This is a genomic window from Arcobacter sp. YIC-80 (assembly GCF_044841725.1).
GTDB lineage: Bacteria > Campylobacterota > Campylobacteria > Campylobacterales > Arcobacteraceae > Arcobacter_B.
The window spans coordinates 122223-137889 of record NZ_JBJBSI010000002.1; the positions used below are offsets into that span (position 1 = coordinate 122223).

Below are 15667 nucleotides of genomic sequence, written 5' to 3' on the forward strand. Positions count from 1 at the left end.
TTAATCCTTTGGGCTTGCTACATAATCTATATAATATAAAGTATCACTAGTTTCACTTTTTTTTATTTTCCCTAAATATGATAATATTCCCTCACCAGCTTCTCTTCCTTTGTCACTATTAGCTGTTAATTGTGCAATTATTATATATCTATCAATACATAATTTTTTAGAGCTAAGGTATTTTAAATTATAGTCAAATATAGACATTCTTTCAAATATTTTTGTAACTCTTTTAGAAAGTTCATCTTGAGAAATATAGCTATCTTTTATTTTTTGAGTTTGTTCTTTTACTTTTTTAACTTCATTTCTAAGCTTAGTAAATTCTATTTTTTTATCTCTTAACTCCAAAGTCAAACGTTCTTTCTTCATCTGTGTTTGATAATATGAGGTTGCTTTAATAGCTAAGAAAGAAACAATATAAATAAAAAGAATAAGTATAGCAATTTTTGAAAAAGCTTTTATTTCTTTATTACTAAAACTAATCATTTTAAAACTCCTTTCTTAGTTACACACTGTACTAATTCATTTTGTTTTCTTTTTGCTGTTCTTAAGAGTATTTTCTGTCTTAAAATAGATCTTTTTTGTACTTTTATATTATTTTCTAAAGAAGATAAAGAGCTTTTTTTAATATATTTTTTCTCAAAAGCAGGTAATGCAAAAAAGACAATTGAAACTATAAATATTATTAAGCCTAGCATATATGAACTTTTTAAAGTATAAGTATTTAGAGTATCCAAAGGAGAAAGTTCATCTACTAACTTATCTACATCTCCTAATTTTTTTGCAATTATCTCTCCATTATCTAACTTAGTATTCTGTATAAATATATTTTCAATTGCACTATCATATTTTGAATTTAAAACATAATATATATTTTCAATATCCCCACCACTTGAAAGCATTGCTATATGTTTTGTAATTAAAATTGATTTTGTAATATCATCTGTAATAAAATTTGGATTAATTTTTGCTGTATAAACTGTTTTATGATTAAAAAGAATATAATACTCTTCATCTGCTATATGTACCAAAATCTGATTATAATCTAAATATTTTTTAGATAAAAGATTTAAAGAAAATACCTCATTACTAGTTTCATATTTTGATAAAAGAACACTATGCTTTTTAAAAGAACTATACGTGAACATATTTTGTAAAACATCAAATTCATCATTAATATAAAAATCTTCATTCTCTTGTCTTGATGAAAAATCAGTTATAACTAATCGTACCATAATTCTTCACCTCTTATAATTGCCGTTGCATCTTCTTTTGTAATTAATCCCTCATTATATTGAGCCATACAAGCTTTCTCAACAGTCATATATTCAGCAGGATTATCAAAGTCACCTCCATATCCAACTTTGAATCTTACTACCTCAGCAATAGGAACCCTATCTTTAAATCCTATGTTATTACACTCTTCACAACCAACATTTTTATATCCACCCTCTCCATCAGGTTTTTTACAAAAATCACAAAGCTTTCTAACTAATCTTTGAGATACAATACCTCTTAAGTTATCTACAATATCTCCTTCATTTATACCTAAAGAACTAGTCATTCTTGATACAGTTGCAGGAGCTGAGTTTGTATGCATCGTAGAGAATACTAATTGTCCTAAGTTTGAAGCATTTACCAACTGATATGCTGTTTCTGGTTCTCTTGTTTCTCCAATAAGAATAATATTTGAATCTTGTCTTAAGATATCAACAACAGCTTCAGGGTAACCATACTTAAACTCTTCACTCGCACTAGCAAACTCTGATAAATCAATTTGGAAGAAAGAATCATCTACATACTCAACAGGGTCTTCAATTGTAACTATATATTGTTGCTGTTGTGCAAGTTTTTGTAAAAGAGCATACATTAAGTGTGTTTTACCAGAACCTACTTGTCCTGTAATCAAAATCATACCATTTGCATATTTTGTTAAATTATTTAAAATATTCACTGTTTCTTCTGGATAATTTAAACCTCTTAGATTATGAGAAACAACACCTTTTCCTCCAATCATTCTCATTACAAGTGAAAAGTTCATTTTTGAGTTGATAAGACCTAGTCTGAATTTTATATTCTTTTTACCATATTCATAATTTATCATACCATTAATTGATTCATAATCTGAATCCTCTTGATCAGCCATAGTAACCAGTCTTCTCTTTAAAGTTTTTGCTAATGCAATTGGCATAGTACCCATATCTTGTTTTATACCATCAATTCTAAACCATAAAGAAGCTGATCTTGTATTTTTTTGAATATGTATATCCGAAGCACCTAATAAAACAGCTTGTCCCATCATCTTTTCAAAATATTTATTAATTTCATCATCATTATCTACATCATCTTGAGAAGTAAAAACAATCTCTCTATCTTCACCAAATACAGAAGATAAAACCCCCTCTCCTAAAATAACAATCTTTGTAAAATAAAACTTACTTAAAATATCAAATTCTAAGTTTACTACATCCCTAATACCTAAAACTTTATTTTTATTCTTTTTATCTTCTAAAGTGATAATATACATATTTGTACAAAGTTCAAGTTTTTCTTCATTTAACTGATATGATGTATCTTGATATTTTTCTGATAATTGTGCATAAGAAGGATAATATTCATATCCTAAACTCTCTACAAACTCTTTGTATTTATTTTCATCTGCTATTAAATCTCCATATCCACCAATAAGCTTATACTTATTTTTTATCATGTTTTCTATGGTTTCTGATAAATTTCTTTCATCTTTATTTTTTTTACTTATATACTTATTTGTTTTTTCTTTAAAATTTTGTATATTTTGTTTTATATTATATTTACTATTTTGATTATCTTCTGGAAGTAAACTTTTACTTATTTTTGTTTCTGTTCCCAGTAAATTAGTTAAAGATATCAAAGATATCTTTTTAGTACTCTTTTTAAAAAAATCTTTTATTATATTTTTCATCATAAACTCTTATTGATATAAAGTTTTAAAAGTAAACGTACTAATAACTAAATTAATAATATCTGAACCTATAACAACCGTTACAAGCATAGCTATTAACCAAAAAAAGAATCTCCATTGAAGAACCATATAAGCAATATTCTTTTCATACATAGTATCACAAGTTTGATATAAAGCTTTTGTTACAGCTGAATAACTAGTTTTACTTAACTCTGATAGTTTTATATCTGCTGTTATAATAGTAGGAAAATTATATTTTTCAAAAACTGTATAAAGTTTTTTATTTTTTTGTATTACATCTGCTAATTCTCTAAAAAATGGTCTATGACCAATTTTAAAATAATCTTTTGATAAAATTAAAGAAGTCTTATGAAAAGAAATACCAGCACTTAACATACCATTTAAAATCCTAAACATAAATCTACCATCTGAAAAAGCTTGTGTTTTAAATACTTTATATAACCATGCAGGTCTAAGCTTTTCAGTATAAACATATCCTATTAAAATAAATAAAGTAATAAAAATTGATATACCTAAGCCCATATAAGCTATTTCATGGGTAAAATAACCAGGTATCCCTAAAAATTGTTCTACATCTGGATTTAACTTTCTTAAATTAACTAACTCTTTTTGAAGCATATCTATATACAAACCTAAGCCATAAAAAGTTGAGATTATTATTCCCATTGGCACAAAAATAGGATTTATCATTTTTACTAAAAGATTTGAATTAGCTTTCTTAAAGGACAAAACTAATTTCAATCCATCAATAGTATTAGTACTATTAACTACTAAACTATATTGAAAAGAGTTTAAAAACTTATTTCTATAAAGAATTGCTTCAAGTTTATGTTTTCCTAACTCCATATCTCTTATTGCAGCTTCAAGTCTTTTTTTAAAGTTTGTTTCTCTTGTAATTTGCTCTTTATATAAAAGCAAAGCTTTTCTTGTATTAGAACCATTTTCCAGCTTTGTCACTAAATAATCAAGAAGAAATTGTTCATAAGGATCTTTAAACATACTCATATTAAAAACCTTTTATATCTTTTACCGTAACAATATAAACAATTTCTCTTCTTACATATTTTTTTGAATCTGTACCACCTACAGCAAATCCCTCTAAAGGAATAACACCTTGATAATCTTTTGTATCATCATGAACAATTATAGAACCAACAACTACTGTTTCACCTAAAGAAACTTCTCTTGAAATATTATAACTTTGATCTTTATATTGAGGAAGTTGAATATCTGCATCTCCAATCTTTTTAGAATCAATTTTTATAAGTTTTTTAATATTTGGAGTTATATTTAAGAAAATCTTATCCCTTAAAATTTTTGCCATTGCTGTAATAGATGTACCATCTTTTATAGTATTTACAGTAGCCTCAGAAGTAATATTTCCATTCTCATCTTTTGTTGTTTCAATCTTTTCTATATAATCAGTATTTTGACTAATTGACTGAACAGAAGGAATATTGTTTTTTAAAACAATAACATTTTTACTATAATTTAAGATTTTCCCTACTTCATTATTTGCTGTTCCAGTTAAATTTAAAAGTCTATTTGCATTATCACTTACAAAGGAAAAAGTTCCTCCATCATTTATATTTTTTACAACCCCTGCATTTGCATTTGTTTGTCTATTTGAAGATAATGTTCCTATTCCGTACTCTCTACCTTTATTTAAGACTAACTCAATTCTTTCAAACTCTATTGTAGTTTCTTTAGAAAAGCTCTCTTCATAAGCTTTTACAATTGTTCTTACAGCATTTTCTACAGATTTTGTAGACTTTAAGAAAATCAATCCACTTGCTTTATCAATATGGTAAGTTGAAATTTCGTCATTTGAGATTATATTTTCAAGCATTTTATTTAGTTCATCATATAAAACAATTTGAGAACTATTTTCTATAGTACTTTCACCTGATGTTTCTTTTGTCGATGTTTCATTTGTTGTTTTAAGATTAAGTACAGGAATATTTAGTTCAACAACAACATCTTTATATCTTTTTATATTGATTACTTCTTTATCATAATCTATATCAACATAAACATTTTTTGAATTAGCAATAGAGTCTATTGCATCTATCAAATTTTTCGTATTTACTGAAATAATACTATCTTGGAATTTTTGAGTATCTTCAATATAAGAACCAATTGATATTTCATACCCAGATTCTGATGTAATAAGTTTCATTAACTCTTCAACGGAAATCTCTCCATCTAATTTAAAAGCAATTCTATCGATTGATTGTCTTTTTGCTTCACTCTTACTTAATAGCTTCACTAAATATATAGAGCCACTTTTTTTAATAAATAACTCTTTATCTAAGACAGCATTTAAGTATTGGTTTAATTCTGACATATTATGAATTTTCATTCTACTTTTAGGAATCAATAAATCACTACTTTTTAAAAAGTAAAAGTTTCCATCTATAAGCTCTAACTCTTTTAAAACAGCTGATAATGACTTCTCATTTGAGATATCTATATAATCTCTTTTATTTGTTTTTTCATTAACTAAAGATTGGGAATAAGACTCTTTTATATTTATCAAACTTTTTTTATTTACACTTTTTTTAGCACGTGTCATCATCTCATTATGATAATTTTGAGAACAACCTGTTCCAAATAATATACTCAATAAAAAAATACTTATAATCTTTAATTTTTTCAACATCTAATTCCCTTACTTAAAATAAAATTCATAATCAAAGCCACCTATATACGTAGGATATTTTAAGAACAACTTTCCGTCATTAAAATATTCATCGTATGACATTTGTTGTTTTTTGTCAATATCTTGTGTAATAAAAAGTTTATTTATTGTATCAATTTTTGTTACATCATACAATGAAGTATTTATAATAGGAATACTTCTAGCAACATTTCCCCAACAATACATTTGTGAAGCACTTTCAAACCCAGTCATTGCACAAACAAATTTTTTATCTGTTTCTTTTAACTTAATTTTTAAATTATCTATACCCCAAGATTCATTATTTACGTCTTCTATAGTACCTCTATTATACCACTTATCTGACCATTCATTTGCATAAAAAGGGTCTGTTTTCTCTAAAGAAGTTTTAAAAGTTAATCTCAATCTACCATTAGAATCTAGCTTCGTTCTTAGTTTATATCTATACATTTGATCTTCGGCATAACCTGTTTCAGGTCTAATATTATCTTGTAAATCTATACCCGTAATATTACTATCTTTTACATATTGTTGAAAATCCTTTACAAAATGGTCTTTTGCCAATAACTCTCCATTTGCGAAAAACTCAAATCTTTCTCCATCCCAACTATCAATTTCATAAAAATCGAACTCTATTTCTACTTCATAATTTGCATAACCTGGGAAAGAAAAGGTTTTATTTAATGAAAAAGAATCCTTAGAACAACTTATTACCCCTTCTCTACAGTCAACAATAGGAAATCTACCTAAAAATGTAGTTGCTGGTATTTGTGTAGTATCCCCATTATCTAAAATTCTTGTTCTACTTTTATTACTCCATCCAATTGTATCATCTTCATAATCTTCTTTTGCTAATACTTTACCATCAGAACTTCTTAAAATTTGTAAATTATCAATCCCCCAAGACTCTTCACTTACTTTTCCATTTAAGGTAGTAGAAAAGCCAAGTTTTATTTTTCCAGCTGAATTAAGTGTTGTATTTATTAAAATAGCATGTTTTTCAGTAGGTCCCCACCAACCACTTTGTCCATCAACGTTTATTTTAATACCACCATCATCAAAAGTATCATCTAAATCTATTCTATATTGTTTTTCAAATACTTTCACATCATTTGCATATACTCTAAAATATTCTCTATCCCAAGAATCAATTTCATAAAAGTCTAATTTTATCGTCACACTTTCATTAGCATAAGAGCTTCCAAAGTTAAATGTTTTATTTAAAAAATCACTATTTGAACTTTCTCCTGAATATCTTCCTAAAAATCTTGTAGCTTCCTCTCCACCATTATAAACATTTTTTTTATTCCATCCTATGGTATCATCTTCATAATCTTCGTTTATTTCTTTTATATTGTGATCTAACTTAAAAATTGATACATTTGAAAAATTTGCATATTTTTTATTATTTATTATATTTTCTTTTGTATTTAATTTATTAATTGCTTTTTCAAATAACTTATCTGATGTCACACAGTTAGTGCCATTTGGTTTTTTACATGTTAAAAGTGAAGAATCTCCTTTTAATTCAAGTTCTTTATTGATATAAAGAATAGATTCTTTACCCGTATTTTCTTTATAATAAGAAACACTTATTGCATCTTCTGGTATAGTACTTGAAGAAATTTTTCTTATATCATCTTCTTTATCATCTTCTTTTATAGTTCTATAAAAATAGTTATCTAATCCTTTTAAAACAAACTCATTTGTATTTACAAAAATAGCATCAGGATTAAACTTCGTAGATGAAATTCTAGTTGGTTTACTATAATTAGTTCCATTTCTTTCACCCCATATCCAAAAGTTTTTATTTGTATCTATTGCACCAAAAGTTCTTGTATCTCTTAATGCAAAAATTTTTTCAAAATCTATCCCATCAGCTAAAACTTTAATAGGAGTTAAAGAAGTATAAAAAGTATCATCTTTGTTAATACCTAAAGCCTTATTATAGTTTTTCCCTATTGTATAAATCTCTCCCTTATCAGATAGTACAGCGATGATATCTTCAACCATTACTAAATCTTTTAGATATATTGCATTTGAATTATCTCGTTTATCATCTTTCCCTCTTGCGAAGAACTTATTTCTTTTTAAGATTGAACTTGAATTTATTTGAGTTTGCATGTCTTCATAATAAGTAGAGTTTATTAAACCATTACAATATAAATCTCCACCAAACTTGTAAGTAATACCTGATTGAAAAAAATTAAAGATAGGAGAGATTGCACATACATTAGTACTGTTTAAAGACATTTTCTCAAATTTTATTCGATAAGGATTGTTATACCATTTTTTATCTCTTCTTGATTCACCACCAATTTTTTGTTCATCATCAATTTGAACTTTTAACATAACAGGAGTATTTACATAATCAGGACTTAAAGTTTTATCTATTTGACCAAAAGAATTAATCCCTACTTTTTTATAATCATTATTCCCCCAACAAAAGATATCACCATTTGCTAACATACATCCACCATCTCTTCTAATAACTAAATCTTTAGAGTTTGGTATATAAGAAATAATTCTATCTTCAATATCCTCATCTTCACTTTGATTATTTAAAGCACTACCTGTTGCTACAGGAACCCATGGTATTTCAACATCACCTTGATAATAATACTCAAACCATTGTCCATTTTTTAAAGCATAAGCTTTGTCTCCAATTTTTGCTTTTATATGAAGTAAATTATTCACATCCTCAACATAAACTGGCTCTTCTTGATATACTTCAAAATGATTATTTATACTTTCACAATATTTATAAACAAGACTACTTCCTTTTAATTCATAGTAGTTTTTACCCTCAGGACATTTTTTATTATCTAAAACTACTAATTGATTATCATTTAATAAATTTACAATTTGTTTTTGTGTTTTATCATATAGAACTTGTGAACCTTTTAGAATTTCCATTTTAGTACTATTTTTAGGAGCTTGTGTATTTACTCTAAAAATTCTATTTGTATAAAAATTATAAAAGTATCTATTATTCTTATTATAATTTTTATTATCTACTAATGCACCTTTAATAAAACAGTTATTATTTTCATCAAATTTTACATCAATATCTGCATTTGTTAGAGGATTGTTTTTATCAAACTTTAAACCTAAATAATCTTTATTTAACAATAAACTCCAGTCTAATACTCCTGTGTTTTCATTTTTAGGAATTTTTCCTGTATGTAAAATGTATTTATTAATAGCAAGAGCAATATATTCTTCTTTTTGAATAACTTTTTTTACGGCATTCATTACGGATTGTTTTTCATTACTTGAAAAAACAATGCTAAAAAGAACTAATATTAAAACTAAAGCTTTGATTTATTCCACCTTCATAATTTGATTATTTGCTAACTTAATATACTTAGAACCATTTTCCTCAAAAACAAATACACCAACCTTTAAGTTATTTAGTTTTGAGTTTGTTTTTCCTACATTTTTTATAGTTATATTTCCCTTTGTAAAAAGTTTTTTATTATATTCTATCCAACTAGAATCATTGAAATACCATCTAATTGAGTGTTTATTTATACTACAAAACACATTTGTTTTATTAGTACCTTGACAATTCTTCCTTATAATATACCCATCTTTTAAAATACTATGAATAGTTTTTGCTTTTTCATCTTTTAGAATAATTTCTACATAAGATTTTGATAAATCAATACTTGTATTTGTACCATCCATATAAACAGAAGTTCTATCACGATATAAATCTCTTTTATAAATTTCTACCATATAATCTTCGGCTTTTCTACTTATCCCAAATTTTAATTTTAAATTTTTTGCATCTTTAAAATCAATTTGTTCTCCCATAAGATTTTTATCAGAAAAATTTGTCCCTAGAAATTTATCATTGACTAAATCACTCATTGTTGGAATCTTAAAATTAGTCAAAAGATATCTTTCATACTCTTTTGCTAATTTTTCTTCGAGATTTACCAAGTTTTGAGTATATAAAACATTTCGTTGCTCTATATATTTTTCATTTGAAAAACTAAAAGTACAAAAGATAATAAGTAAATATACTATTTTCATTATTTTACCTTTCTTATTGTACTTTTAGTTTTAAGATATTTTTCCCCTTCAAAATCATACAATACCACTCCAAGAGGAAGTTCTTTAAATTCAATATTATCATAAAAAGAAATATCATCTATTATTACAATAGGCCCTTTTTCATAATTTTTAGGATAATAGTACATCAAAAGTCTATTTTTTAAACTTGTTTCATAGATGTAAATATGATCTTTATTAATGCCCGTTAAATCTTTTTTTATACAATATTTACCAGAAAGAGGATTATCACATGAAATCAAATTTTTATTTTGTGTATTTATAAGATTATAAATATTTTTAGCAAGATTTGATTCAAGTATTATTTGAATTTTATTATTATATATAAAAGTTTTTTTTCTAAAAGTATCACTCTCATACATATTTTTTAAAAAAGTATCTTTTTCAATAAGACTTGTCAATCTATAATTTATACTTTTTTTTGCTCCATCTAATACTATATTTTTAAAATAATCTGAGTTGTTTTCCAAAATCATTGAGTTCAAACTTATCCCTAAAACTGAACTCAAATCGGTAAAAGAAGCGGGCCTTTTATAGTTTTCCAATAAATAAACTTCATAAGCTTTAGCAATAGACTCTTCTTGTTGAATAACATTTTTAAGCTCTTGTAAAACTTCTTGTCTTTGCTCAAAATCAAAAGTTCTTGTATCTACTTCATTTGTATTAGCAACTAAAGAAGAACAAATAAAAATAGATATAAACATATAGATTTTTATCATAATTCATCCTTTAATTCGTTATATATTTTCATATCTCTTGAGTTTTTACTAGATAGAAGTTTTTGTTTTATTCTATTTTTAAAGTAAGCCTCTTTTCTTTCTTTCAATTGTGATTGAGTCAAGCTTTCACTATCTAAGTTTTTCATATCTTGATAAATAACACTATAAGGAGTATTATTCTCTATCATCTCTACAATAGAAGATTTACTATTTGAATTTTGCATAGCAAGAGATATTAACTCTATAGTCTTTTCTACTCTATTTTGAACTATTTCATCTTCATGTAAAGAGTTTTTATTTGTCATACCAATTTGAAAGTTTATTTCTGTTCCATTTTGAGTAGTGCTTGTTTGCATACCATACTCTTTAAGCTTCGCTTTTAAAGCAAGAAGTTTTATCTTTTCATTTTCATCTATGATAAATTCTGCATTTTCATTTAATAAAGAATCATTATGAATATTACCACTTCTTCTATCGCTTAAAAGAATTTTTTCCCAGTTTTTACCTTTTGGTAAGAAAGCTATAATCTCATCCCTAGTAATTTGACTTGGGTCTTTATTGTACTGCTTGGAAATAAGTTCTTTTATTTCTGTAATTAGTTCAAAACTTTGTTGAATATTTTTAGCATTTTGAATATCTTCATAAGCTTTATAAGAAACAGATGCAGTAAACACAAGAGTAATAGCAATAGCTGAGGATACCCATATATTTCCTATCATCTTTTATCCTTTCTTATGTTAAAGAACTAAAACAAAGTATGTATTAATACTCTGATTTAGTTTTTTAGAGGTTAAAACCAAAAGGCTAAGCCTTTGGTTTTTATAATTAGTTTTGCTCTACGTTTGCAGGCATATCTTTGAAATAAATAGTAAAAATTCCATCATCTAAATTATCTGCTGCTGTACCTGCTGCTGTACCTGCTGGTACAGTAACATCAGCTGGTCTATTAGCAGCAGGTACATTTCCATTCCCATCTAATACTACAGGTGTACCATCTGTAGTAGTTCTATCAATTGAAGCAATAGCTTCTAAATCAGATGCAATTTGACTTTCTAAAAAAGCTACATTGTTTTGTAATTCTCCAAGTAGTCTTACTCTTAATCCCGGTCTATTTGATATATTGTCTGCAGTATCTGCTGTATTATCAGTTACAAGATTTATAATCATTCCTGGATTATCCTCTCCACCGAATGAGATTGCACTATAAGCATTGTCTTGAGTATTTCCATTCCCTGCTACATTGTTATCATTAATTTCATTATTAATTTGATCAGCAAAATATCCTAATTCTGCTAAATTCCTTAATGTAGTTGTAGTAGTACCATCATTAGTTATATCTCCTGCTCTAACTGCTAATTGTACACCATTTCTAATATTGTTAATTTCAGTAATAATACTTGTCTTTTGGGCAATCCCCTCAATCTTATCACCAGTTCCCCCGAATGTTTGGAACATATAAATCATTGCTCCAACTACTACGATTACCATTGCTATCAGTTGTGGCATTTTAATCCTTTATTTTTAATTTTCATTACCTACCTACCACCCTTAAATAATATAAACTCAAGCTCTACTTATAAATAATACAAGCTAAAATACCATCACTATTATTACCTGTGTCAGCTATTTCTTTTGTTGTACTATTATACGATACAAAATCATTTCTAAATGTTCCAAAAAGATTGTTTTCACAATACTCTCTCCCTATAAAACTTTCAGAAAATCTGTTTTTTGACATCAAAGTTGAATCACTTGTAAAGTTCATAAATAATATATAAGAGCTAGTATCAAAAGTAATACTTGGAGTTAATGAAGCTCCATTATTTACCTCTGATGAAGGTACAATCCTCCAAGTAACGCCACTATTTTGAAAAGTAATTGTAGTATTTACACCAGCCCCTGTTGAAGGATTTGGATTAGTTTCAATACTATCATATAAGATATCATCTTCATCTAACGCTTCAAAATTTGCAGTAGTCACACTCTCACCAGATTCAATATAAACATTTACAAAACCATCAATCAAACTAAACATAGATTCTACTCTTTTAAGTTCAGCTTGGATAGTACTATCATCAGCTTCATATCTAGTAAGCATAATAATCATAGCAGATGAAACAGCTAAAATAGACGCTACTAAATATGGCATAAGAGTTCCTTATTACTTGCATTTCACTTTATTATACTATATATTTTTTAAAAATGTATAATTTTTTAAAAAAAATAATTTTAATTTACTAAAAATTATCAAAAATAACAAATCAATAATTTTTAAATAAATTTATTTATAATTTATTAAGTTAACCTTTTATTAAATAATAAATATTAAGATATAAAAAACAAAGGACATATTATGTTTGCAATCTATAATAGCGGAAGTGTTGGTTTTAGAAGTACAGCAGACAACTTATATGAATTGAAAACTACAGATGCACCAGGAGAAGTTAGATTAAAACCTGATGATGATACACTTTTTCAAGAATATATGGATTCAAAAAATAAAAAAAACTCTCAAGAAAATCCAAACTTACAAGCAATAAATAGCTATAAAAAAATGGCAAATATAGATACAAATGAACCAGTTTATCACGTAAAAGATATTATGACAGAAAACTGTATTTATATAAAAAATAAAGCCACACTAGATGAAGCTTATAAAGTATTAAAAGAAAACAAAGTAAGTCAAATACCAGTAGTAAATAATGAAAAAAAAATATATGGATTAATAAATAAAAAAATCATCTTAAATGAAATAATGCAAGAACCTGATGAAGCAAGAATAATTTTACAAAAAAGAATTATAGATATTCAAAATGATGAACTAATCGCAACCGATCCAATATCAGATATAAGAAGAGTTTCTAAAGTAATGATTGATTTTAAGTTAGACGCTATACCTGTTGTAAATGAAGATGATGTACTAGTAGGAATAGTATCAAAAACAGATATTATAAAAGCTGTTTCAAATATCCCATCTTTACAATTGTGGGGATGATATAATATTTTGATTAAATATGTATTTGTTTTAAATGGCACGCCTGGTAGGATTCGAACCCACAACCCCCGGGGCCGAAACCCGGCGCTCTATCCAGTTGAGCCACAGACGCTTGTGTTTTAAGATTGGAATATTAACATAGGTAAACTTAAAAAATTTAAGCTACCTATTTTTTTGTTTATTTTCATACATTAGTTCATCTGCTTGCTCTAATATATTTGATATATTATCACCTTTTTTAAAATCAACTATTCCATAAGAAAAAGAAAATTGTAAGCTTTGAACTTTTGCAGATTTTAGTTTTTGTTTTGATAATTTTTCTTGAGTTTCTTTCATAGTTTTATTTATGTCTAAAGAGTTTAAACTATCACCTGTAAATAGTACCATAAATTCATCACCTGCATACCTAACAACATCTACACCTTTATGATTTAATTCATTTAAAAGAAATTTTACTAGATATTTTAAAACTTGATCTCCTAAAAGATGTCCATAAGTATCATTTATAATTTTAAATTTATTTAAATCAATAAAGCAAAGTTTCCCTGACTCTTTAAAGCTTTCATTTTCTAAAAAATAATCCATAAACCATTTTCTATTATATGCTGATGTTAAACTATCTGAAAAAAGTTCTTTTTGTAAAAACTGTATTTGCTTTTGCATTTGACTTAATTCATTTGTGATTGAATTTAAAGCTTCTCCATCTTTATTTTCAATAGCAACTTTAGCTTGTTTTGTAGATTCTTTTATATTATCAAGGTTTTCATTTGTACTTTTTACAATTTTATCTACTATATTAGTATCATATTGTAACTCTTGTAATATTGTATTTTTATTATCAATATCTACTTTAAGTTCTTTAGCAAATTGAGCAAATGTTTTTGAATAATCTCCAGGAAGAACTATGTCATTATTTTTTAAATTTTTTACAGTTAGATATGTTACTTCTCTTAGTTTTTCACTCATAAATATTTATTCCTTACAATATTTTTTAATATTATACATAAATAATACAAAAATTTATATTATATAACAAATAATATAACTTATAAAAGATTATCTACTATAATGAAAATAAAAAATACTATTCCTAAATAACCATTTACAGTAAAAAAAGCTCTATCTATTTTAGTAAAATCTTTATTCACTAAATAGTGTTCATAAGTAAGCATTATAGCACTTATTAGTACTGCTAAATAAGCGAATAAACCACTTTGAGATGTAATAACAAACAGTAACCAGAAAATAACTGTTAAAATATGAAACACTCTTGAAATAAACATAGTTTTTTGTGCACCAAACTTTGAAGGAATTGAGTGTAATTTTAATTTTTTATCTACTTCCATATCTTGTAATGAATAAAGTAAATCAAACCCTGCTACCCAAAACATAACCCCAATACTTAAAAGTATAGTCCATAAAGGTATAGTTTCACTTACAGCAACTACTCCTGCTATGGGAGCTAAAGCTAAAGATATTCCTAAAATTACGTGAGCTAAATATGAAAATCTTTTAAAATATGAATAAGAACCAATTATTATTAATATTGGAATTGATAAATAAAAAGCTAAATCATTTACAAAATAAGCTACAGCTATAAAACCTAAAGCATTTGCTATATTAAAAATAAGCATAGATTTTACAGAAATTCTTCCGTCCACATTTGGTCTATTTTCTGTTCTGGGGTTTAAAGCGTCTATATCTCTATCCATATATCTATTGAAGCCCATAGCAAAGTTTCTTGCAGTTAAAGCAGCTAAAATACCTAAAATAAGAAGTTTAAAGCCAAACCAACCTTTTGCTGCTACAACCATCGCTATAAATATAAATGGTAGTGAAAAGATTGAGTGTTTAAACATCACTAGTTCATTGAAGTCGTTAATTTTTTTTATAAGTTTTTCCATGGGAGAATTCTATCAAATTAATTAAAAATGTAAGTTTAAAATATTATTTAAAATAAACTCAGAAAATATAAGTATAATGAGGGTATTAAAATTTTATATTACTGAAAAAAGAAGAAAAATGAAAAAACTATTAACACCTATTTTAATTATTTTAATTTCTATAAGTTTTACGGCTTGTGTAACAAAATCACAAACAGATGTATTAGATTCAAGTAAAGAAGATGTTTCAGACTTATTATCACAACTAATTGAAAAAGAAAAAGAAATAAACAAGCTTAATAAAAAACTAGAAGCTTGTAAAGAAGCCTCAAAGTAATCTTTCAC

The 15667-nt window shown here is 26.1% G+C and carries 15 protein-coding genes and 1 tRNA gene; 2 read left to right on the top strand and 14 right to left on the bottom strand.

The features are described from left to right. The 11 genes from ACH5BK_RS04580 to ACH5BK_RS04630 form a co-directional block, all read right to left on the bottom strand. Window positions 1-486, bottom strand: a complete 486-nt coding sequence (locus ACH5BK_RS04580) for a hypothetical protein (protein ID WP_404304892.1) — start codon at window positions 484-486, stop codon at window positions 1-3. Continuing rightward, complete coding sequence (locus ACH5BK_RS04585; protein ID WP_404304894.1) at window positions 483-1235, bottom strand: hypothetical protein; 753 nt, start codon at window positions 1233-1235, stop codon at window positions 483-485. The genes ACH5BK_RS04580 and ACH5BK_RS04585 overlap by 4 nt, the downstream gene beginning before the upstream one ends. Next, complete coding sequence (locus ACH5BK_RS04590; protein WP_404304896.1) at window positions 1223-2944, bottom strand: GspE/PulE family protein; 1722 nt, start codon at window positions 2942-2944, stop codon at window positions 1223-1225. The genes ACH5BK_RS04585 and ACH5BK_RS04590 overlap by 13 nt, the downstream gene beginning before the upstream one ends. Window positions 2945-2953: 9 nt before the next feature. Continuing rightward, window positions 2954-3970: a hypothetical protein gene (locus ACH5BK_RS04595; protein ID WP_404304898.1), complete on the bottom strand. Its 1017-nt coding sequence runs from the start codon at window positions 3968-3970 to the stop codon at window positions 2954-2956. Between the two features lies 1 nt (window position 3971). After that, complete coding sequence (locus tag ACH5BK_RS04600; RefSeq protein ID WP_404304900.1) at window positions 3972-5627, bottom strand: hypothetical protein; 1656 nt, start codon at window positions 5625-5627, stop codon at window positions 3972-3974. A gap of 9 nt (window positions 5628-5636) precedes the next feature. Then, a complete protein-coding gene (locus tag ACH5BK_RS04605) occupies window positions 5637-8900 on the bottom strand; it encodes a hypothetical protein (protein WP_404304902.1) in 3264 nt (1087 codons plus the stop codon). 69 nt (window positions 8901-8969) lie between these two features. Continuing rightward, complete coding sequence (locus tag ACH5BK_RS04610) at window positions 8970-9686, bottom strand: hypothetical protein (protein WP_404304904.1); 717 nt, start codon at window positions 9684-9686, stop codon at window positions 8970-8972. After that, on the bottom strand, window positions 9686-10444 hold the full coding sequence (locus ACH5BK_RS04615; RefSeq protein ID WP_404304906.1) for a hypothetical protein: 759 nt from the start codon (window positions 10442-10444) through the stop codon (window positions 9686-9688). The genes ACH5BK_RS04610 and ACH5BK_RS04615 overlap by 1 nt, the downstream gene beginning before the upstream one ends. Next, a complete protein-coding gene (locus ACH5BK_RS04620; RefSeq protein WP_404304908.1) occupies window positions 10441-11163 on the bottom strand; it encodes a hypothetical protein in 723 nt (240 codons plus the stop codon). The genes ACH5BK_RS04615 and ACH5BK_RS04620 overlap by 4 nt, the downstream gene beginning before the upstream one ends. A 106-nt stretch (window positions 11164-11269) precedes the next feature. After that, window positions 11270-11950, bottom strand: coding sequence for a hypothetical protein (locus ACH5BK_RS04625; protein ID WP_404304910.1), 681 nt, complete (start codon window positions 11948-11950; stop codon window positions 11270-11272). 64 nt (window positions 11951-12014) lie between these two features. Next, a complete protein-coding gene (locus ACH5BK_RS04630) occupies window positions 12015-12593 on the bottom strand; it encodes a hypothetical protein (protein ID WP_404304912.1) in 579 nt (192 codons plus the stop codon). A 204-nt stretch (window positions 12594-12797) separates the two neighbouring features. Between ACH5BK_RS04630 and ACH5BK_RS04635 the strand changes: the two genes are divergently transcribed. Next, window positions 12798-13439 (top strand): HPP family protein, encoded by a 642-nt coding sequence (locus ACH5BK_RS04635; RefSeq protein WP_404304914.1) that lies wholly within the window; start codon window positions 12798-12800, stop codon window positions 13437-13439. Window positions 13440-13474: 35 nt separating this feature from the next. On the opposite strand, the gene ACH5BK_RS04640 is transcribed toward ACH5BK_RS04635, so the two are convergent. The 3 genes from ACH5BK_RS04640 to mqnP form a co-directional block, all read right to left on the bottom strand. After that, window positions 13475-13551: transfer RNA gene (locus ACH5BK_RS04640), tRNA-Arg, on the bottom strand. Between the two features lie 50 nt (window positions 13552-13601). Beyond that, on the bottom strand, window positions 13602-14405 hold the full coding sequence (locus ACH5BK_RS04645) for a GGDEF domain-containing protein (protein ID WP_404304916.1): 804 nt from the start codon (window positions 14403-14405) through the stop codon (window positions 13602-13604). Between the two features lie 80 nt (window positions 14406-14485). After that, window positions 14486-15343: a menaquinone biosynthesis prenyltransferase MqnP gene (gene mqnP, locus ACH5BK_RS04650; protein WP_404304918.1), complete on the bottom strand. Its 858-nt coding sequence runs from the start codon at window positions 15341-15343 to the stop codon at window positions 14486-14488. A 118-nt stretch (window positions 15344-15461) separates the two neighbouring features. Here mqnP and ACH5BK_RS04655 point away from each other — a divergent pair, with 118 nt between their 5' ends. Then, on the top strand, window positions 15462-15659 hold the full coding sequence (locus tag ACH5BK_RS04655; RefSeq protein ID WP_404304920.1) for a hypothetical protein: 198 nt from the start codon (window positions 15462-15464) through the stop codon (window positions 15657-15659). The last annotated feature ends 8 nt before the right edge of the window (window positions 15660-15667 follow it).

Coding starts and splice junctions, on each gene's coding strand:
- ACH5BK_RS04580 (WP_404304892.1), bottom strand. CDS start 486: ATGATTAGTTTTAGTAATAAAGAAATAAAAGCTTTTTCAAAAATTGCT.
- ACH5BK_RS04585 (WP_404304894.1), bottom strand. CDS start 1,235: ATGGTACGATTAGTTATAACTGATTTTTCATCAAGACAAGAGAATGAA.
- ACH5BK_RS04590 (WP_404304896.1), bottom strand. CDS start 2,944: ATGAAAAATATAATAAAAGATTTTTTTAAAAAGAGTACTAAAAAGATA.
- ACH5BK_RS04595 (WP_404304898.1), bottom strand. CDS start 3,970: ATGAGTATGTTTAAAGATCCTTATGAACAATTTCTTCTTGATTATTTA.
- ACH5BK_RS04600 (WP_404304900.1), bottom strand. CDS start 5,627: ATGTTGAAAAAATTAAAGATTATAAGTATTTTTTTATTGAGTATATTA.
- ACH5BK_RS04605 (WP_404304902.1), bottom strand. CDS start 8,900: ATGAATGCCGTAAAAAAAGTTATTCAAAAAGAAGAATATATTGCTCTT.
- ACH5BK_RS04610 (WP_404304904.1), bottom strand. CDS start 9,686: ATGAAAATAGTATATTTACTTATTATCTTTTGTACTTTTAGTTTTTCA.
- ACH5BK_RS04615 (WP_404304906.1), bottom strand. CDS start 10,444: ATGATAAAAATCTATATGTTTATATCTATTTTTATTTGTTCTTCTTTA.
- ACH5BK_RS04620 (WP_404304908.1), bottom strand. CDS start 11,163: ATGATAGGAAATATATGGGTATCCTCAGCTATTGCTATTACTCTTGTG.
- ACH5BK_RS04625 (WP_404304910.1), bottom strand. CDS start 11,950: ATGCCACAACTGATAGCAATGGTAATCGTAGTAGTTGGAGCAATGATT.
- ACH5BK_RS04630 (WP_404304912.1), bottom strand. CDS start 12,593: ATGCCATATTTAGTAGCGTCTATTTTAGCTGTTTCATCTGCTATGATT.
- ACH5BK_RS04635 (WP_404304914.1), top strand. CDS start 12,798: ATGTTTGCAATCTATAATAGCGGAAGTGTTGGTTTTAGAAGTACAGCA.
- ACH5BK_RS04645 (WP_404304916.1), bottom strand. CDS start 14,405: ATGAGTGAAAAACTAAGAGAAGTAACATATCTAACTGTAAAAAATTTA.
- mqnP (WP_404304918.1), bottom strand. CDS start 15,343: ATGGAAAAACTTATAAAAAAAATTAACGACTTCAATGAACTAGTGATG.
- ACH5BK_RS04655 (WP_404304920.1), top strand. CDS start 15,462: ATGAAAAAACTATTAACACCTATTTTAATTATTTTAATTTCTATAAGT.